Genomic DNA, 15,035 nt, shown 5'->3' on the forward strand with positions numbered 1-15,035 from the left:
TGCTGCAATACTTTAGGCAGAACGCAAAAACAGGCTGCCCTTCTCACTGATATAGTTGCGTAAACAATCTGGAAAATCGGCAGTCACCGATCCGGCGACTTCTGGCAATTCCATGAGTGATGCCGTCAAGCGTCGCAGTTTGCCCAAGGATTCCCAGCGCGGCAATGGGCGCAGGGCATGAAGGATTTCCATGCGCATGAACAGAGGCGCCAAGGCAGCGTCTACCAGACTGAAATGATCATTGGCAAAGAAGGGGCCGTCCCCCATGATTTTGTCCAGCCGCTCCAGCTTGTCAAAAAGCTGGCGACTGGAGGCGGCGAAACGTTCTTCCCCCTGGGCGATCATCATCTGGAGCTGGTCGTTCAGTATTTCGCTGCCGAAGGCTATCCAGGCGCGGTGTTGTGCCCGTTCCAGGGGGTCGGCGGGATGCAGCGCGGGGGCGATGGTTTCGTCCAGGTATTCATTGATGACCTGCGATTCAAAGAGCACCGTGTGTTCATCAATTTTCAGACAGGGCACCTTGCCCATGGGCGACAGCGCCAGAAACCACTCCGGTTTGTGCGCCAGATCAATATGGGTAAGGGTGAAACCCACCTGCTTGTGGAGCAGGGTGATGATGGAGCGTTGCACGTAAGGGCAGAGGGGAAAGCTGATGAGTTCTAGGGCCATGGCATTTTCCTGCTGCTGGTTAGCGCGCCCTTAGGGCGCAACGATAAAGAGCCACCTCGCCGAAGAGATTGGGCAATAGGCGATTACGCCAAGTTTCACGACGACGGTCATTCAGTACGACGCGCTGATGAATCACGATGCCGCTGTCCTGGCACAGGGACTCAAAATCACGAATGGTACACAGATGAATATTGGGCGTATCGTACCATGTGTGCGGCAACACGTCTGTCATGGGCATGCGGCCGAGCACTCCCAGCTGCCAACGCGCATGCCAATGCCCCATGTTGGGGAAGGTGACGATAACCTCGCGTCCGACCCGCAGCATCTCCAACAGGAGTTCGCGCGGATAGGTGGAGGCCTGCAGGGTCAGGGAAAGGACTACCGTATCGACGCTGTGATCGGCAAAATTACGTAAGCCCCGATCGAGATCCTGCTGGATCACCGGTATGCCCCGGCGTATGGCGGCCACGACCCGCGCTTCCTCAATTTCTACCCCATAGCCCTGTACGCCTTTTTCGGTGCGCAGGTAAGCCAGCAGCTCGCCCTCGCCACAACCCAGATCAAGGATGCGGCTTTGTGGCGTAATCCAGTCGGCGATAATCGCCAGATCCTTACGCAGGGTCATACGCCCACCTCTTCAGCGACTCGCCCGAGATAGGCGCTCAGCACGGCCACATACTGGGGGATGGGCATCAGGAAAGAATCGTGGCCGTGTTCCGCCTCGATCTCAGCGTAACTGACGTCCCGATTGCAGGTGTATAGGGCCTGCACGATTTCACGCGAGCGTTCCGGGGAAAAACGCCAATCTGAACTGAAGGAAATCACCAGAAATGCTGCCTGTGTGGAGGCAAAAGCTTCGGCTAGATTTCCGCCAAAAGCGTTGGCCGGATCAAAATAGTCCAAGGCTTTGGTGATGTAGAGATAACTGTTGGCATCGAAGCGCTCAACAAAGCTGGAACCTTGATAGCGAAGATAACTCTCTACCTCGAAATCCACGTCGAAACCGAAGGAAAAAGCCTTGCCGCCGCGGGTGTCGCGGCCGAACTTGGTGCGCATGGCGTTGTCAGAAAGGTAGGTGATATGTCCGATCATACGCGCCAGTGACAATCCGCGCCGGGGTTTGGTGTCGTGGGCATAGTAGCGTCCGCCATGAAAATCCGGGTCGGTCATGATGGCCTGTCGGCAGACTTCATTGAAGGCAATGTTCTGCGCTGTGAGCTTGGATGCCGCGGCGATAACGACTGCATGACGCAAGCGTTCCGGGTAATCCATCGTCCACTGCATGACCTGCATGCCTCCTAGGCTGCCGCCGACGACAGCCGCCCACTGTGCAATACCCAGATGGTCGGCAAGATCTGTCTGCGTCTTCACCCAGTCGCGCACCGTGACCATCGGGAAATCCAGTCCCCAGGGTGTGCCGGTCTCCGGATTGATGCTGGCCGGACCCGTCGAGCCTTTGCAGGAGCCGATGAAGTTGGCGCAGGCGAAGAAAAATTTATCTGTATTCATTGCCTTACCAGGGCCCAGCAGGTGCTCCCACCAGCCCGGCTTGCGATCGTCCATACCGTGGTAACCGGCCGCATGGTGGTCACCGGAAAGGGCGTGGCAGAGCAGGATGGCGTTGCTCCGCTGTGCATTGAGAGTGCCGTAGGTCTCATAGGTGAGGGAGTAGCCGGGCAGTTCGCGGCCACACTCCAACTCCAGAGGTGCCGAAAAGGTCACGGTCTGCGGGATTACCAATCCAACGGAATCAACGGGTATTTCTGCGGGCATTGCGCACTTTAATTTTGTCGGGAAAGCCGTAAAGAGTCTAATCGCGCTAGCCGCTGGCTACAAGATAGCGGCACGAGTGCCGGGCTAACCGTGGTTTTTGTAATGGCGCATGTTCTTGGCTAAAATGGCGAAGGATTGTCCCGAACTGACACGAAGCAGTGCGCAGTTCGTTTGCCCTCAGTCCGGGAGCAGTGCCTTGGCTTGGAAATGGTTGGATCGAATGGTGAGTTGGGTGGAAGGTGGTGCCGGGTTGGTGGCGGCGCGCCCCAAGCCGTGGCTCGCTTTCGCCGCAGGAGCCATGCTCTTCACTGCCATCCCTTTCCCGGGCTGGCTTATGGATGCGCTGGCACCACTTGGACTATTGGTCGGTTTGCGCATCGTCGGACGCAGTGAAGGGGAAGAATACACCGCGCAGCAAACCCGGCACGCACTGCATGTGGCCGTGTTATGGGGCATGGTGTTCGCGGTGTTTGGCATGATTTTCGAATTTGGCCGGGATGTGGTGGTCATGGGAGGGATCCTCGCAGGGATTCAGATGCCCTGGAATAATGGATCAGGATTGGGGCATGGATTTTGGGGTTGGTGGTTTGCTTTCGGCGAGCGTTTTTCTGACCTCGCGCTCATGCCCTACTTCTGGTTTTCGCCCGCCTTTTTCGGAATAGCCCTAGCCCTGCACAAAGGACACGGCTGGCTGGAGTCTGAGGTAGAAACTACCCTAACCCTGATTTTCCGACCGGAACTGCGCGATCCTCTCATTGCCCTCTGGGCGATTATTTTGATCAGTAATGTATTGATACCGTCTTTCTCGCAGGTATGGCTGGGTTTGGTGGTCTGGGTGCTGGGTCCGCCGGTCATTTATGTGGCTTATCAGGATATTTTTGCGGACAAACAGCGGCCACGTCGTGACAAGAAAGAAAAGGCGGCACCGAAGTTCGTTTTACAGGGCCATCCACAGCCAGTACGCATCAAGATCTGATCCAACGAATATCCGGATCACCGACGTCGGATGAAAGAGATTCATGGTGCACACCAATTTTTCACCCTTGCTGTGATCGCGCGCATCCATTAGTGTTTACCCCTATTTTTCTCAAGTTCTAAGGAGTTCGGCCATGTTTTCTAAAACCCTGACCATTGCTGATTTCGATCCGTCGCTATGGAATGCTATACGCAAAGAAACCCAGCGCCAGGAAGATCATGTCGAACTTATCGCTTCGGAAAACTATGCCAGCCCCATGGTCATGGTCGCGCAGGGTTCGGTGCTGACCAATAAATATGCGGAAGGCTATCCGGGTAAGCGCTACTACGGCGGTTGCGAATATGTGGACATTGCCGAGCAGTTGGCCATCGACCGTGCCTTGGAGCTTTTTGGCGCCGAACATGCCAACGTCCAGGCCCACTCCGGTTCGCAGGCCAATCAGGCAGTCTATCTTTCCGTGCTCCAGCCTGGCGACAAGATCATGGGTATGAGCTTGGCTCATGGTGGCCATCTGACCCATGGCGCCAAGGTGAATGTGTCCGGTAAACTCTTTCAGGTTGCGGCTTATGGGGTGCGCGCAGAAGATGGCCGTATCGATTATGACGCCATGGCGGAGCAGGCGGAGCGGGAACGTCCGAAGATGATTGTTGCGGGTGCCAGTGCTTACTCACGTGTTATCGACTTCGCCCGCATCGGTGAGATTGCCCGCAGCATCGACGCCTATCTGCTGGTGGACATGGCGCACATCGCCGGCCTCGTTGCTACGGGCCTGCATCCCAGTCCGGTGCCCCATGCGGATTTTGTCACCACCACCACGCACAAAACCTTGCGTGGACCCCGCGGCGGTTTGATCCTCTGTCGGGAACAGTATGCCAAGAAAGTGAACTCCCTGATTTTCCCCGGTTTGCAGGGGGGGCCGCTGATGCACGTCATCGCCGCCAAGGCCGTTGCCTTCCGCGAAGCATTGCAGCCGGAGTTCAAACTGTATCAACAGCAGGTTATCCACAATGCGCAAACCCTGAGTAACGTGCTGACCGGGCGGGGTTATGGTGCCGTTTCGGGCGGCACAGACAACCATCTCTTCCTGCTGAATCTGGGCGAGAAGGTCACGGGTAAAGAGGCGGAAGAAGCGCTCGGGCAGGCCAACATCACCGTCAACAAGAATGCCGTGCCCTTTGACACGCGGCCACCTGCAGTCACCAGTGGCATCCGTATCGGTACGCCCGCAGCCACCACGCGTGGCTTTGGCGAAAGCGAAATGCATCTCTTAGGCAATGGCATTGCCGATGTTCTGGATGCAACCAGTGATACAGCGGTTATTGAACGTGTCCGGGCGAGCATGAAAGCCCTTTGTCAGCAGTTCCCGGTATACGGCTAGGCAGCCGTGCACTGCCCGTTTTGCGCCTATGCCGACACTCGCGTGGTGGATTCCCGTCTCGCGGATGACGGTGGGAGTGTCCGGCGGCGGCGCGAGTGTCCGGCATGTGGGCAGCGCTTCACCACCTTTGAGCGTGCTGAGCTAGCCCTGCCCATGGTCGTCAAGACCGATGGGCGGCGCGAGTCTTTCAATGAAGACAAACTCCTGCGCGGGCTGACCCGAGCGTTGAGCAAACGTCCGGTAGCGACGGCGCGGGTGGATGCCGCCGTGCGGATGATCCAGCGGCGTATCCGCGAACGCGGTGAGCGGGAGATTCCGGCGCGTCTCATCGGCGAGCTGGTGATGGAGGCTTTGCGGGATATGGACCCTGTTGCCTACGTGCGTTTTGCCTCGGTCTATCGGCGCTTTGAAGATGTCGATGCCTTCAGCGCCGAAATCGCGCGGATGAAAGAAGGAGAGATCCCCAGCGAGGGAGATGACTCGGCTCGTGGTGGCTGAGCAGGACGCCGCCTTTATGGCGGAGGCCCTGGCGCTTGCTGAGTCAGGGCTGTACAGCACACATCCTAATCCGTGCGTGGGTGCCGTGCTGGTCAAAGACGGATCCGTCGTCGGACGGGGTGCCCACTTACAGGCCGGCAAACCGCATGCCGAAATGTTCGCACTCGCGGAAGCCGGTCATGCGGCGCGTGGTGCCACCGCTTATATTACCCTGGAACCCTGTAGTCATCAGGGTCGCACCCCGCCCTGTGCGGATGCGCTCATTGCAGCGGGGGTGGCGCGGGTTGTGATCGCCCTGCGCGACCCCAATCCTTTGGTGGCGGGGCGCGGTGTGGAGCGTTTGCGCGCTGCCGGGGTTGTGGTTGAAGAGGGCTGTCTGGCGGCGGCTGCGGAAGCCCTGAACCCCGGATTTTTGCAGCGGATGCGTCATGGCCGCCCCTGGATGCGGCTCAAGCAGGCCATGAGTCTGGATGGCCGGGTGGCGCTCGCCAACGGGCAAAGCCAATGGCTGACGGGGGCGGCGGCGCGCGCGGATGTCCAGCAGGAGCGGGCGCGTGCCAGTGCTATCCTTGTTGGTGTCGGCACGGTGCTGGCCGATAATCCCCGCTTGGCGCCACGTTTGGCGGTAGCCCCACAGCGCTATCCGGTGAAAATCGTTTTGGACACCCATTTGCGTACTCCCCCCGGTGCGGCACTTTTTAGTACCCTGGGCGCGGTATGGATTTGTCACTGCGAGGATGCCCCAAGCGCCGCTCAGGGGGCGTTGCGCGCCGCCGGTGCGGAGTTGCTGTCTTGTCGTGGAACGAGAGAGGGGCTGGATTGGCAGGAAGTAATGACGATGCTCGCCCAGCGGGAAATGAATGATATTTTGGTGGAAGCCGGGCCAGGCATCGCTGCCTCCTTATTCACCGCCGGTTTGGTCGACGAATGGCTGCTCTATGTGGCGCCGCTGCTGCTCGGGCAGGATGCGCGCCCGGTGCTCGTGACCGGCCCCTATGTGAATCTCGCGGAGGTGCCGCGCTGGTCGGTGATCAATACCATGCAACTGGGCGACGATATCAAGTGGACGTTGCGTCCGCAGGAGCGATAAGCGATGTTTACCGGTATTATTCAGGCATTGGGCCAGATTCGCGGGATGCTGCCGCAGGGCGGTGACTTGCGGATGATTGTCGCGGCCGGGAAACTTGACCTCGGTGATGTCCAATTGGGCGACAGTATTGCGGTTTCCGGCGCTTGCCTGACGGTGGTGAAACTCCAGCGCGATGCTTTTGCCGTCGATGTCTCCCGCGAAACCCTCGACAAAACCCTTCTTGGTCAGCTGCGGCCGGGCAGTCCGGTCAATCTGGAAAAGGCCTTGCGTCTGGCTGATCGTCTGGGGGGCCATCTGGTCGCGGGTCATGTAGATGGTGTCGGACATATTCGCGACGTGAGCGCATCGGGACGTTCGCAGGTGTTTGCCATTGCCGCGCCGCCGGATCTGCTGCGTTATATGGCCGCCAAGGGTAGCATCTGCGTGGACGGTATCAGCCTGACCATTAATGCGCTCCATGGTGACCTGTTTATGCTCAATATCATTCCCCATACGCTAGCGCAGACGACGGCCGCGCAATGGCGCTCCGGACAGGCGGTCAATCTGGAGGTGGATCTTGTCGCCCGTTATGTGGAGCGTTGGGTGGCCACAGACCCCGGGTCCGGGTTAAAATCGGAAATTACAGGTGATTCGCTGGCCGCAAAAGGGTTCCTCGTATGAGCAGTGCCAAAATCAGTCCTGCCGAGGACATCATTGCCGACATTGCCGCCGGACGCATGGTGATCCTGATGGATGATGAGGGGCGTGAAAACGAAGGCGATCTTATTATGGCGGCAGAGTTTGTGACGCCCGCTGCTATCAATTTCATGGTCTCGCAGGCGCGTGGTCTGGTGTGCTTGCCCCTTACCCGCGAGCGTTGTGAGCAATTGCGCCTCCCGCAGATGGTAGGCCATAACACGGCCAGCTTAGGCACCGCGTTCACGGTCTCGATTGAGGCCGCCCGAGGCGTCACTACGGGTATTTCCGCTGCTGACCGCGCCGCGACGATTCAGGCGGCCATCGCTGGTGATGCGGGTCCTGAGGATATTGTGATGCCCGGACACATCTTTCCGTTAACGGCGGAAGCTGGGGGCGTCCTGGTCCGTGCTGGTCATACGGAAGCGGCCGTTGACCTTGCCCGACTGGCAGGCTGCAAACCCGCTGGCGTCATCTGCGAAATTCTCAACGCCGATGGCGAAATGGCGCGTTTGCCCGACCTGCTTCCCTACGCAGCGGAGCACGGCCTCAAAATTGGTACTATTGCCGACCTCATCCGTTATCGCCTGGAGCGGGAGCGCATCGTACAGCGCGAAGCGAGCGGCCCGTGGCACACGCCATACGGCGCCTTCCAGCTCCATATCTATCGTGACTGGGTCGCCCGCGAAACGCATTTTGCCTTGGTCCTTGGCGACCTGGAAGCGCGTGATGAACCCGTACTGGTGCGGGTACAGGTTGGCAAAATACTGAATGATCTGTTCGCTGGTGAAGCCAGTCCAAACACCGTGGCTTTGCGGCGCATCGCCGAGGAAGGTCGCGGTGTGCTGGTCTACCTCCACCACCAGGAGAGTGTCGACGAACTCCTGCGGGAGGTTGCCGCGCTGCCTGAAAAGCCCAAGGGGCCCGGTCAGGCTGGAGATGCTGGGCGGGTTCTGCGCACTTTTGGTATCGGCGCCCAGATTCTCTCCGATCTGGGGGTACATCAGGCGGTGATCCTGAGCGACAGCCAGTTTCAGTACCGTGGTATCGGCGGTTTCGGTCTGGAGATCGTCGGCCAGCGTCCCTTTCAAGAAGTTTCCGAGGATGAGTCATGATTCGTCATATCGACGGCAGTTTGCAAGCTGGTGAACATCGTTTTGCCCTGTTGGTCAGCCGCTTCAACAACTTCATCACCCAGCAGTTAGAGCAGGGTGCCGTCGACGCGTTGCGCCGTCACGGTGCCGAAGAAGAACAGATTCACGTCGTCTATGCTCCGGGTGCTTATGAAATGCCGCTGGTTGCGCAGAAACTGGCGCGCAGTGGTAATTATGATGCAGTGATTTGTTTGGGTGCGGTGATTCGTGGCAGTACTCCGCATTTTGATTATGTCGCGGCCGAAGTGTCCAAGGGGGTGGCCCAGGTGTCCATGGATACGGGGGTTCCGGTAATTTTTGGGGTGCTGACCACGGATAGCATTGAGCAGGCCATTGAGCGCGCTGGTACCAAAGCAGGTAATAAGGGCTTTGATGCGGCGATGACTGCGCTGGAAATGGTGCAGTTGTTGCGTCAGATCTGAACAGCACCCATGAAAATCAGTCGCCGTCGTCTGGCGCGTCAAGCCGCCGTTCAGGCCCTCTATCAGTGGCAAATGAATCCTGGCCACTGCACAGAGATTGAGTTGCAATTTACCTCTGACCCTGAGCGCTTGCAGGGCGCTGATGTCGCTTTCTTCAAAAGTCTCTGGCAAGGGGTTTGTGCCGCAATCCCCGGGCTGGACCCTGTTATTGCTCAGGAAATTCAGGATCGCCGCTGGGCCGACGAGGTCAGCGAAGTCGAACGGGCGATTCTGCGTCTGGCCGCCTACGAGTTGCGGGATCATCCGCAAACCCCCTATCGGGTGATCATTAACGAGGCGATAGAACTAGGTAAGGACTTTGGCGCCGAACAGGGCCATCGCTTTGTGAACGCTGTCCTGGATAAGCTGGCGCAGAAGTGGCGGGCTACAGAGATATTGCAGGCCGCTCGCTAACAGATCAAACATGTTTGCTTTCGCTTTGTCTGATGTGGGTAAGGGCTGATCCTGTGCTTTGAAAACTCCGCTATCTTGTGTTATCACATACACAATGATCTTTTGCGCGTTGTCCAGGAGTACCGTCATGGCGGAAGAACAACCTAAAAAACGAGTCAGAAAGCCGAAGGAAGTCTCAGCAGGACCCAAGACAGCGCCGGCCCGCCGCGCGACGACGGCACCAGAGGTAACTTCTGCGTCTAAGACGCACGCTGCCCGCGTCCGTAAGCCGGTCAAAATGCCATCTAGTGGTACACGTACAACGTCTTCCGCAGTGTCTGCAGCGGATCGTCAGCGCATGATTGCAGAATGTGCTTACTACCTTGCCGAGAGCCGCAGTTTTGCTGGGGGTGATTGCGCGGCAGACTGGTACGCAGCGGAGACTTGGATCGATACCCAGCTATCCGCTTAAAACGCCCGGTATGGGATGCGGTAGGGAGATGTCTGAGCGCTGTCTGACCCCGTTGTGGCTTAGGTTTTGGTTCAAGGGAGGGCTAAAAAATTGCTGGCGATACGCGGGGTTTTTGGTGTAGCCTCGCCAGCTGGAAGATGTTGTCAAACAGCCTGGAGTTTCTATGCGCGCTCATCATGATTTCACTAAACAGTTCCTCCTTGCTGCGTGTGGTGCAGCACTTTGGGTACTTTCCACTTCCTTGGCCGAAGCGCAGTCTGCACCCAAGGCAGACTTGGAAGATGTAGCTACCACTCAGCCCGCTGATCTCACCACCGCCAAGCTTGAAAATACGATTGGTACTCGTTGTGCCCTGGGCGATGGAGTCCCACAGAATTATGTTTTGGCGGCACAGTGGTTTGATAAGGCTGCCCTCCATGGCTATGCCAAGGCAGAATACAATCTCGGCATGCAGTATTATTTCGGGCAGGGCGTCAGTAAGGATGAGACCAAAGCAGCTTACTGGTGGGCGAAGGCGGCAGCGCAGGGTATTGCCGCCGCTCAGTATAATTTGGGTAATCTCTATTTCTTAGGGCAAGGGGTACCGCAGGACTATGGTAAGGCAAACCTCTGGTGGCGCAAGGCAGCAGCACTCGGAAATATCCAGGCGACCAGTAACCTGGCCACTTTGGCGCGCCTGCATCCGGAGTACCAAACGGTGGCTGTTGTCGAGAAAAAGACCGTAGGCGCGCCTTGACGTGCAGCTAATCATTTAGTCAGCGTTTTTTCTGTGTCGTCGGCCGCTATGCCGTTGCTTTTCTGGACACGCATAGCGGCGGCATGTTCTTTTTCAATGTACTCCCGCTTACCGCGTTCGGCATTGAGTCGCCCTTCAAGGTCGGCGACATGTCGTTCATGGCGACGAATTTTCAGCTTATTACGGATATGTGTGGGTAGATAAATCAGCATGCTCGCAATAAAACCGGCGACGAAACCACTGAGCAGGACTACCCCCTGGGATTGTGCAAACGTCCACGAGAAGAAATGAATAGTGGCGGGTGCCCCGTTCTGAACTGCAAAGATGACAGCCAGTGCCGCTATCAAAAAAGAAACCACCATCCACATGATATCCTCCTTTCTCTTGCTTGGTTGCGTATTTGTTGTAAACGGTCACTTACATACTTTAACCACGCCTGAAAAATACGCTGCGCACCCAACTGGCCCCGGCCCAGAGTGCCGTGGGCAGGATGATCAGCCAAGCCCATACCGGTAAATTGAGTATCGGGCTATCCAGCCGATGTTCCAGCGCCGCGATAATGCCTAAGCCTACCACAATAAACGTGCCGCCTACGCCATAGGTAAGCTTTTGCAAACCATGGTGCAGTTCCTGCCGAATGCCTTCGATGTCGTTATTACGAATCACCAGAGGCAGTTCTCCCTGTTGGGCCTGGCGCAGGATATTATGCAGGAGTACCGGCATTTCGGGCAGCACTAATCCCCACTGTGGGAAGTATTGTTTAATCTCGGACCACCAGCCCTGCGGACCGCGCTGGCGACTAAGCCATTCCGTCAGCAGCGGTGTGGCGACTTCCCATATGTTGAGTGCCGGGTTGAAATCGCGGGCAATGCCCTCGACATTGACCAGCGTTTTTTGGAGCAGCAGGAGTTGTGGCTGCGTTTGCATTTGAAAAGCGCGCGTCGTCTGAAAGAGACGAAGCAAGAGACTGGCGACGGATATTTCATTCAAGGGCTTTTCAAACACCGGCTCCGCAATAGCACGAATGGCCGTTTCGAAATCTTGTACGTTGGTGTCTGGTGGTACCCATCCGGCTTCCACATGCGCTTCTGCTACGCGCCGGTAGTCGCGCCGAAAAAATGCAATCATATTTTCGGCGAGGTAATGCTGGCTTGCATCATCCAGGCTTCCCATGATGCCGAAATCAACGGCGATAAAGCGCCCATTTTTCGGATCAATAAAGAGGTTGCCGGGATGCATGTCCGCATGAAAATATGCATCGCGAAAGACTTGGCGAAAAAAGATTTCTGCGGCGCGTCGCGAGAGCTGATCAAAATCAATGCCAGCGTCATGCAGCGCGTCGCGTTGACCGATGGGGATGCCATAAATGCGCTCCATCACCAATACTGGAGATGCGCAGTAATCCCAATATATTTCTGGTACATAGAGAAGATCAGGTTCTGCAGAAAAATTACGCCGCAACTGGCTGGCATTGGCCGCCTCACGTAGCAGATCCAGTTCACCGCGAATGGTTTTGGCATATTCCGCAACAACCGCACGTATCCTCAGTCGACGACCCTCCTGAGAATAGCGCTCCGCGAGATCGGCGAGCAGGGCGAGTATGGCTAAGTCCTGATCAATAATCCGTTGCAGACCGGGGCGTCGGACTTTGATCGCCACCTCACGTCCGTCCAGTAATTGTCCAAAGTGTACTTGGGCAATAGATGCCGCCGCCGCAGGCTGATCTTCAAATTGAGAGAAGACCATTTCAATCGGTTTGCCCAGCGCCGCCTCGATAATCTGCCGGGCGACATTTGACGGGAAAGGGGGTACTGCATCCTGAAGTTTCGCAAGTTCCTGAGTAATATGGTCGGGAAGCAAATCTCGGCGGGTTGAAAGCATTTGCCCGAGTTTGATAAAGGTGGGTCCCAGTGTTTCGAGTGCTTCACGCAAGCGTTCAGCGAAGGTGCCCTGTGGACGCGGCCCCAACCAGGCCATGGGGCTCAGGCGGAGAATGGCCTGATAGGGTTTTAACAAAGGGAGGAAATAAAGCACATCGTCCAGGCGGTAACGCACTAGAACGCGGGTGATGTGTAGCGTACGCACAAAACGGAGGAAGAACTGTCGCATGGTGCCTAGTCTATCATGGAAAGGACGCCGCGCACTGCCATGGTTGGGGCAAAAAAAAGCGAGCCTTAGTGGGCTCGCCCTGGTAGCACGGAGAAGAAATTACTGAACGGTCTTCTGAACCTTGATGCTGGAATTGATTTCCACACGCTGATTCAGAAAGCGACCCTGCTGCGTAGCGTTGGTGGCAACCGGATTATCATAGGAGTGGCCTTTCAATACCATACGATCGCTCGTCACCCCATGTTGCGTCAGGTACTGCGCTACACTGTGGGCGCGCAGCTTAGACAATTTAAGGTTGTATGCGTAACTGCCCACCTTGCTGCAATAGCCATTGACGTCGAGTACGGCATCTGGGTGGTTTTTTGCAAAATCGGCCACTTGGTCCAGTACCTTGATGTCATGATTTAGAAGCTTGTATGAATCAAATTTAAAGTTGATGCCGGTAATGGTGATCGGTTTGCTCACCAGAATTGTCTGCTCCACCGGTGCGATGGGGGCAGGCATTGGTGCGGGAGGCGTCGGCGCGACCGCCACGGGGACTGGCGCGGGGGCGCAATGGGCAGGCACCGGACCATCAGTGACTGGGCGCCCGCCACGCACGCAGACACCCGTGCTGGTGACAAGGGGCTTGGCGCCGTGATCTATGGCATAACCCACGTAGCCATCATCCGCATAAGCGGCGCTGGCGAAAAGGCCTCCGCTGATGGCAACCAGCAGTGTGATACGTTTAATATGTAGCATTATTAAAACCCTCCTCTCTCAAGCCTAGGCGAAGCTGCCCGGCAATAAATCTTGACCACTCTTATGAAGGATGTTGTAAATGGACAACTTTGTCAAGGTGTCGAAGGCGCTGCGTCGCATAAGTCATTAAAATGCTGGCTACTGTGTCAGCGATGGCGGACACCCACAGGTGCGAAGTCACTTGACAAAGAAAAGCCTGAGCTGCACAATGCGCCGCTAATCGTGGGAGGGGTTCCCGAGCGGTTAAAGGGATCAGACTGTAAATCTGACGGCTCTGCCTTCGGAGGTTCGAATCCTCCCCCCTCCACCATTTGAATTTTGTGGTGTCGCGCGCTGAGCGCAGGGCTAGATGGTTTAAGTTTTAATTTGTGCGGGTGTAGTTCAACGGTAGAACCTCAGCCTTCCAAGCTGATGGTGTGGGTTCGATTCCCATCACCCGCTCCAGTGTTCAGGCCCACATAGCTCAGTCGGTAGAGCACTTCCTTGGTAAGGAAGAGGTCACCGGTTCGAATCCGGTTGTGGGCTCCATATTTTTTGGTCTTTGCTTGGGTCTGGTATTCTTGGGGGAGTGTCTGATGTCCAAAGGGAAATTTGAGCGGACGAAGCCGCATGTGAACGTGGGAACGATTGGTCACGTGGACCATGGTAAGACCACATTGACGGCGGCGCTGACGAAGGTGTTGTCGGCGAAGTTTGGTGGTGAGGTTCGCGCTTATGATCAGATTGACAATGCGCCGGAAGAGCGGGCACGCGGGATCACGATTGCGACCTCGCACGTGGAATACGAAACGGCAAATCGTCACTACGCCCACGTGGACTGCCCAGGTCACGCCGACTATGTGAAGAACATGATCACTGGCGCTGCGCAGATGGATGGTGCCATTTTGGTGTGTTCGGCAGCCGACGGCCCGATGCCCCAGACCCGCGAACACATTCTGCTCGCCCGGCAGGTTGGCGTCCCCTTTATTGTGGTGTTTCTGAACAAGGCTGACATGGTGGACGACGCCGAGTTGCTGGAACTGGTCGAAATGGAAGTGCGCGAACTGCTCGTCAAGTATGAGTTTCCTGGTGATGACATTCCGGTGATTATTGGCTCTGCACTCAAGGCCCTGGAAGGGGACCAGAGTGACATTGGTGAGCCGGCTATTTTCAGGCTGGCCGAGGCTATGGACAGTTACATTCCGATGCCCGAGCGTCCCATTGACAAGCCCTTCCTGATGCCGATTGAAGACGTGTTTTCCATCTCTGGCCGGGGCACGGTGGTGACCGGACGTATTGAGCGTGGGATAGTCAAGATTGGTGATGAAATTGAGATTATTGGTATCCGTGACACGGTCAAGAGCATTGTCACTGGCGTTGAGATGTTCCGCAAGATTCTGGATCAGGGTCAGGCTGGAGACAACGTTGGCGTTCTGCTGCGCGGCACGAAGAAAGATGACGTAGAGCGTGGTCAGGTGTTGGCCAAGCCCGGCAGCATCAAGCCGCACACGCGTTTTGAAGCAGAAGTATATGTATTGTCCAAGGAAGAAGGTGGTCGTCACACGCCATTTTTCAATGGTTATCGTCCGCAGTTTTACTTCCGTACCACCGACGTAACGGGTGCGGTGGAATTACCGGAAGGTGTGGAGATGGTGATGCCGGGAGACAACATTTTGTTCAAGGTAGCACTGATTGCACCGATTGCGATGGAAGAAGGTTTGCGTTTCGCGGTCCGCGAAGGTGGACGTACCGTTGGCGCTGGCGTGGTCTCAAAGGTGGTCGAGTAAGTTTCATGTTGTCAGTGTTGAACGGCGGCATTGTCCGCCGTTTGCCGTCTGCAGGGCAGTAGCTCAATTGGTAGAGCAGCGGTCTCCAAAACCGCAGGTTGGGGGTTCGAGCCCCTCCTGCCCTGCCATTATTAAAAAGGTGTG

17 protein-coding genes and 4 tRNA genes are annotated in these 15,035 nt (G+C 56.6%); 15 read left to right on the forward strand and 6 right to left on the reverse strand.

Annotation, left to right across the window (positions count from 1 at the left end; genetic code table 11):
* Positions 1–12 precede the first annotated feature (12 nt).
* Genes H2515_RS02410 through metX form a run of 3 tightly spaced genes read right to left on the reverse strand, consistent with a single transcriptional unit; the run spans position 13 to position 2,442 of the window.
* Positions 13–669 carry a glutathione S-transferase family protein gene (locus H2515_RS02410; RefSeq protein WP_035193474.1) on the reverse strand — a complete coding sequence of 219 codons (657 nt, stop codon included), beginning with the start codon at positions 667–669 and terminating at the stop codon, positions 13–15.
* A gap of 19 nt (positions 670–688) precedes the next feature.
* Complete coding sequence (metW, locus tag H2515_RS02415) at positions 689–1,294, reverse strand: methionine biosynthesis protein MetW (protein ID WP_035193472.1); 606 nt, start codon at positions 1,292–1,294, stop codon at positions 689–691.
* Positions 1,291–2,442: a homoserine O-succinyltransferase MetX gene (gene metX / locus H2515_RS02420; RefSeq protein WP_035193470.1), complete on the reverse strand. Its 1,152-nt coding sequence runs from the start codon at positions 2,440–2,442 to the stop codon at positions 1,291–1,293. The genes metW and metX overlap by 4 nt, the downstream gene beginning before the upstream one ends.
* 196 nt (positions 2,443–2,638) lie before the next feature.
* On the opposite strand from metX, the gene H2515_RS02425 reads away from it, so the two are divergent.
* The 10 genes from H2515_RS02425 (at position 2,639) to H2515_RS02470 (ending at position 10,275) form a co-directional block, all read left to right on the forward strand.
* Positions 2,639–3,418 carry a hypothetical protein gene (locus H2515_RS02425; protein WP_231551175.1) on the forward strand — a complete coding sequence of 260 codons (780 nt, stop codon included), beginning with the start codon at positions 2,639–2,641 and terminating at the stop codon, positions 3,416–3,418.
* 133 nt (positions 3,419–3,551) lie between these two features.
* On the forward strand, positions 3,552–4,796 hold the full coding sequence (glyA, locus tag H2515_RS02430; protein ID WP_198660862.1) for a serine hydroxymethyltransferase: 1,245 nt from the start codon (positions 3,552–3,554) through the stop codon (positions 4,794–4,796).
* Between the two features lie 6 nt (positions 4,797–4,802).
* The gene (nrdR, locus tag H2515_RS02435; RefSeq protein WP_035193464.1) at positions 4,803–5,294 is read left to right on the forward strand and encodes a transcriptional regulator NrdR; all 492 of its coding nucleotides are present in this window, start codon (positions 4,803–4,805) and stop codon (positions 5,292–5,294) included.
* A complete protein-coding gene (ribD, locus tag H2515_RS02440) occupies positions 5,272–6,384 on the forward strand; it encodes a bifunctional diaminohydroxyphosphoribosylaminopyrimidine deaminase/5-amino-6-(5-phosphoribosylamino)uracil reductase RibD (RefSeq protein ID WP_232821510.1) in 1,113 nt (370 codons plus the stop codon). The genes nrdR and ribD overlap by 23 nt, the downstream gene beginning before the upstream one ends.
* Before the next feature lie 3 nt (positions 6,385–6,387).
* A complete protein-coding gene (locus tag H2515_RS02445) occupies positions 6,388–7,044 on the forward strand; it encodes a riboflavin synthase (protein ID WP_035193462.1) in 657 nt (218 codons plus the stop codon).
* Positions 7,041–8,174, forward strand: coding sequence for a 3,4-dihydroxy-2-butanone-4-phosphate synthase (ribB, locus tag H2515_RS02450; RefSeq protein ID WP_065413394.1), 1,134 nt, complete (start codon positions 7,041–7,043; stop codon positions 8,172–8,174). Before H2515_RS02445 ends, ribB begins: the two co-directional genes overlap by 4 nt.
* Entirely contained in the window at positions 8,171–8,635 is a 465-nt protein-coding gene (gene ribH / locus H2515_RS02455; RefSeq protein ID WP_035193458.1) for a 6,7-dimethyl-8-ribityllumazine synthase, read from the forward strand. Before ribB ends, ribH begins: the two co-directional genes overlap by 4 nt.
* Positions 8,636–8,644: 9 nt before the next feature.
* Positions 8,645–9,088 carry a transcription antitermination factor NusB gene (gene nusB / locus H2515_RS02460; RefSeq protein ID WP_198660863.1) on the forward strand — a complete coding sequence of 148 codons (444 nt, stop codon included), beginning with the start codon at positions 8,645–8,647 and terminating at the stop codon, positions 9,086–9,088.
* Positions 9,089–9,425: 337 nt separating this feature from the next.
* Positions 9,426–9,539, forward strand: a complete 114-nt coding sequence (locus tag H2515_RS15965; RefSeq protein WP_231951231.1) for a DUF2934 domain-containing protein — start codon at positions 9,426–9,428, stop codon at positions 9,537–9,539.
* A 163-nt stretch (positions 9,540–9,702) separates the two neighbouring features.
* Complete coding sequence (locus H2515_RS02470) at positions 9,703–10,275, forward strand: tetratricopeptide repeat protein (RefSeq protein ID WP_035193452.1); 573 nt, start codon at positions 9,703–9,705, stop codon at positions 10,273–10,275.
* Positions 10,276–10,286: 11 nt separating this feature from the next.
* On the opposite strand, the gene H2515_RS02475 is transcribed toward H2515_RS02470, so the two are convergent.
* The 3 genes from H2515_RS02475 to H2515_RS02485 all read right to left on the reverse strand — a co-directional run bounded on the left by H2515_RS02475 (position 10,287) and on the right by H2515_RS02485 (position 13,125).
* Positions 10,287–10,643 carry a LapA family protein gene (locus tag H2515_RS02475; RefSeq protein ID WP_035193450.1) on the reverse strand — a complete coding sequence of 119 codons (357 nt, stop codon included), beginning with the start codon at positions 10,641–10,643 and terminating at the stop codon, positions 10,287–10,289.
* 58 nt (positions 10,644–10,701) lie between these two features.
* Positions 10,702–12,384, reverse strand: a complete 1,683-nt coding sequence (ubiB, locus tag H2515_RS02480; RefSeq protein ID WP_035193448.1) for a ubiquinone biosynthesis regulatory protein kinase UbiB — start codon at positions 12,382–12,384, stop codon at positions 10,702–10,704.
* 99 nt (positions 12,385–12,483) lie between these two features.
* Positions 12,484–13,125: an OmpA family protein gene (locus tag H2515_RS02485; RefSeq protein WP_014030045.1), complete on the reverse strand. Its 642-nt coding sequence runs from the start codon at positions 13,123–13,125 to the stop codon at positions 12,484–12,486.
* Between the two features lie 225 nt (positions 13,126–13,350).
* On the opposite strand from H2515_RS02485, the gene H2515_RS02490 reads away from it, so the two are divergent.
* From H2515_RS02490 to H2515_RS02510, 5 genes are all read left to right on the forward strand, one after another.
* Positions 13,351–13,435, forward strand: a tRNA-Tyr gene (locus H2515_RS02490).
* Between the two features lie 60 nt (positions 13,436–13,495).
* Positions 13,496–13,569, forward strand: a tRNA-Gly gene (locus H2515_RS02495).
* A gap of 8 nt (positions 13,570–13,577) precedes the next feature.
* Positions 13,578–13,653, forward strand: a tRNA-Thr gene (locus H2515_RS02500).
* A gap of 47 nt (positions 13,654–13,700) precedes the next feature.
* Positions 13,701–14,891, forward strand: a complete 1,191-nt coding sequence (tuf, locus tag H2515_RS02505; RefSeq protein WP_014030034.1) for an elongation factor Tu — start codon at positions 13,701–13,703, stop codon at positions 14,889–14,891.
* A gap of 52 nt (positions 14,892–14,943) precedes the next feature.
* Positions 14,944–15,019 (forward strand) — tRNA-Trp (locus H2515_RS02510).
* The last annotated feature ends 16 nt before the right edge of the window (positions 15,020–15,035 follow it).

Origin of the sequence: Acidithiobacillus ferrivorans (assembly GCF_016250455.1) — a bacterium.
Lineage (GTDB): Bacteria > Pseudomonadota > Gammaproteobacteria > Acidithiobacillales > Acidithiobacillaceae > Acidithiobacillus > Acidithiobacillus ferrivorans.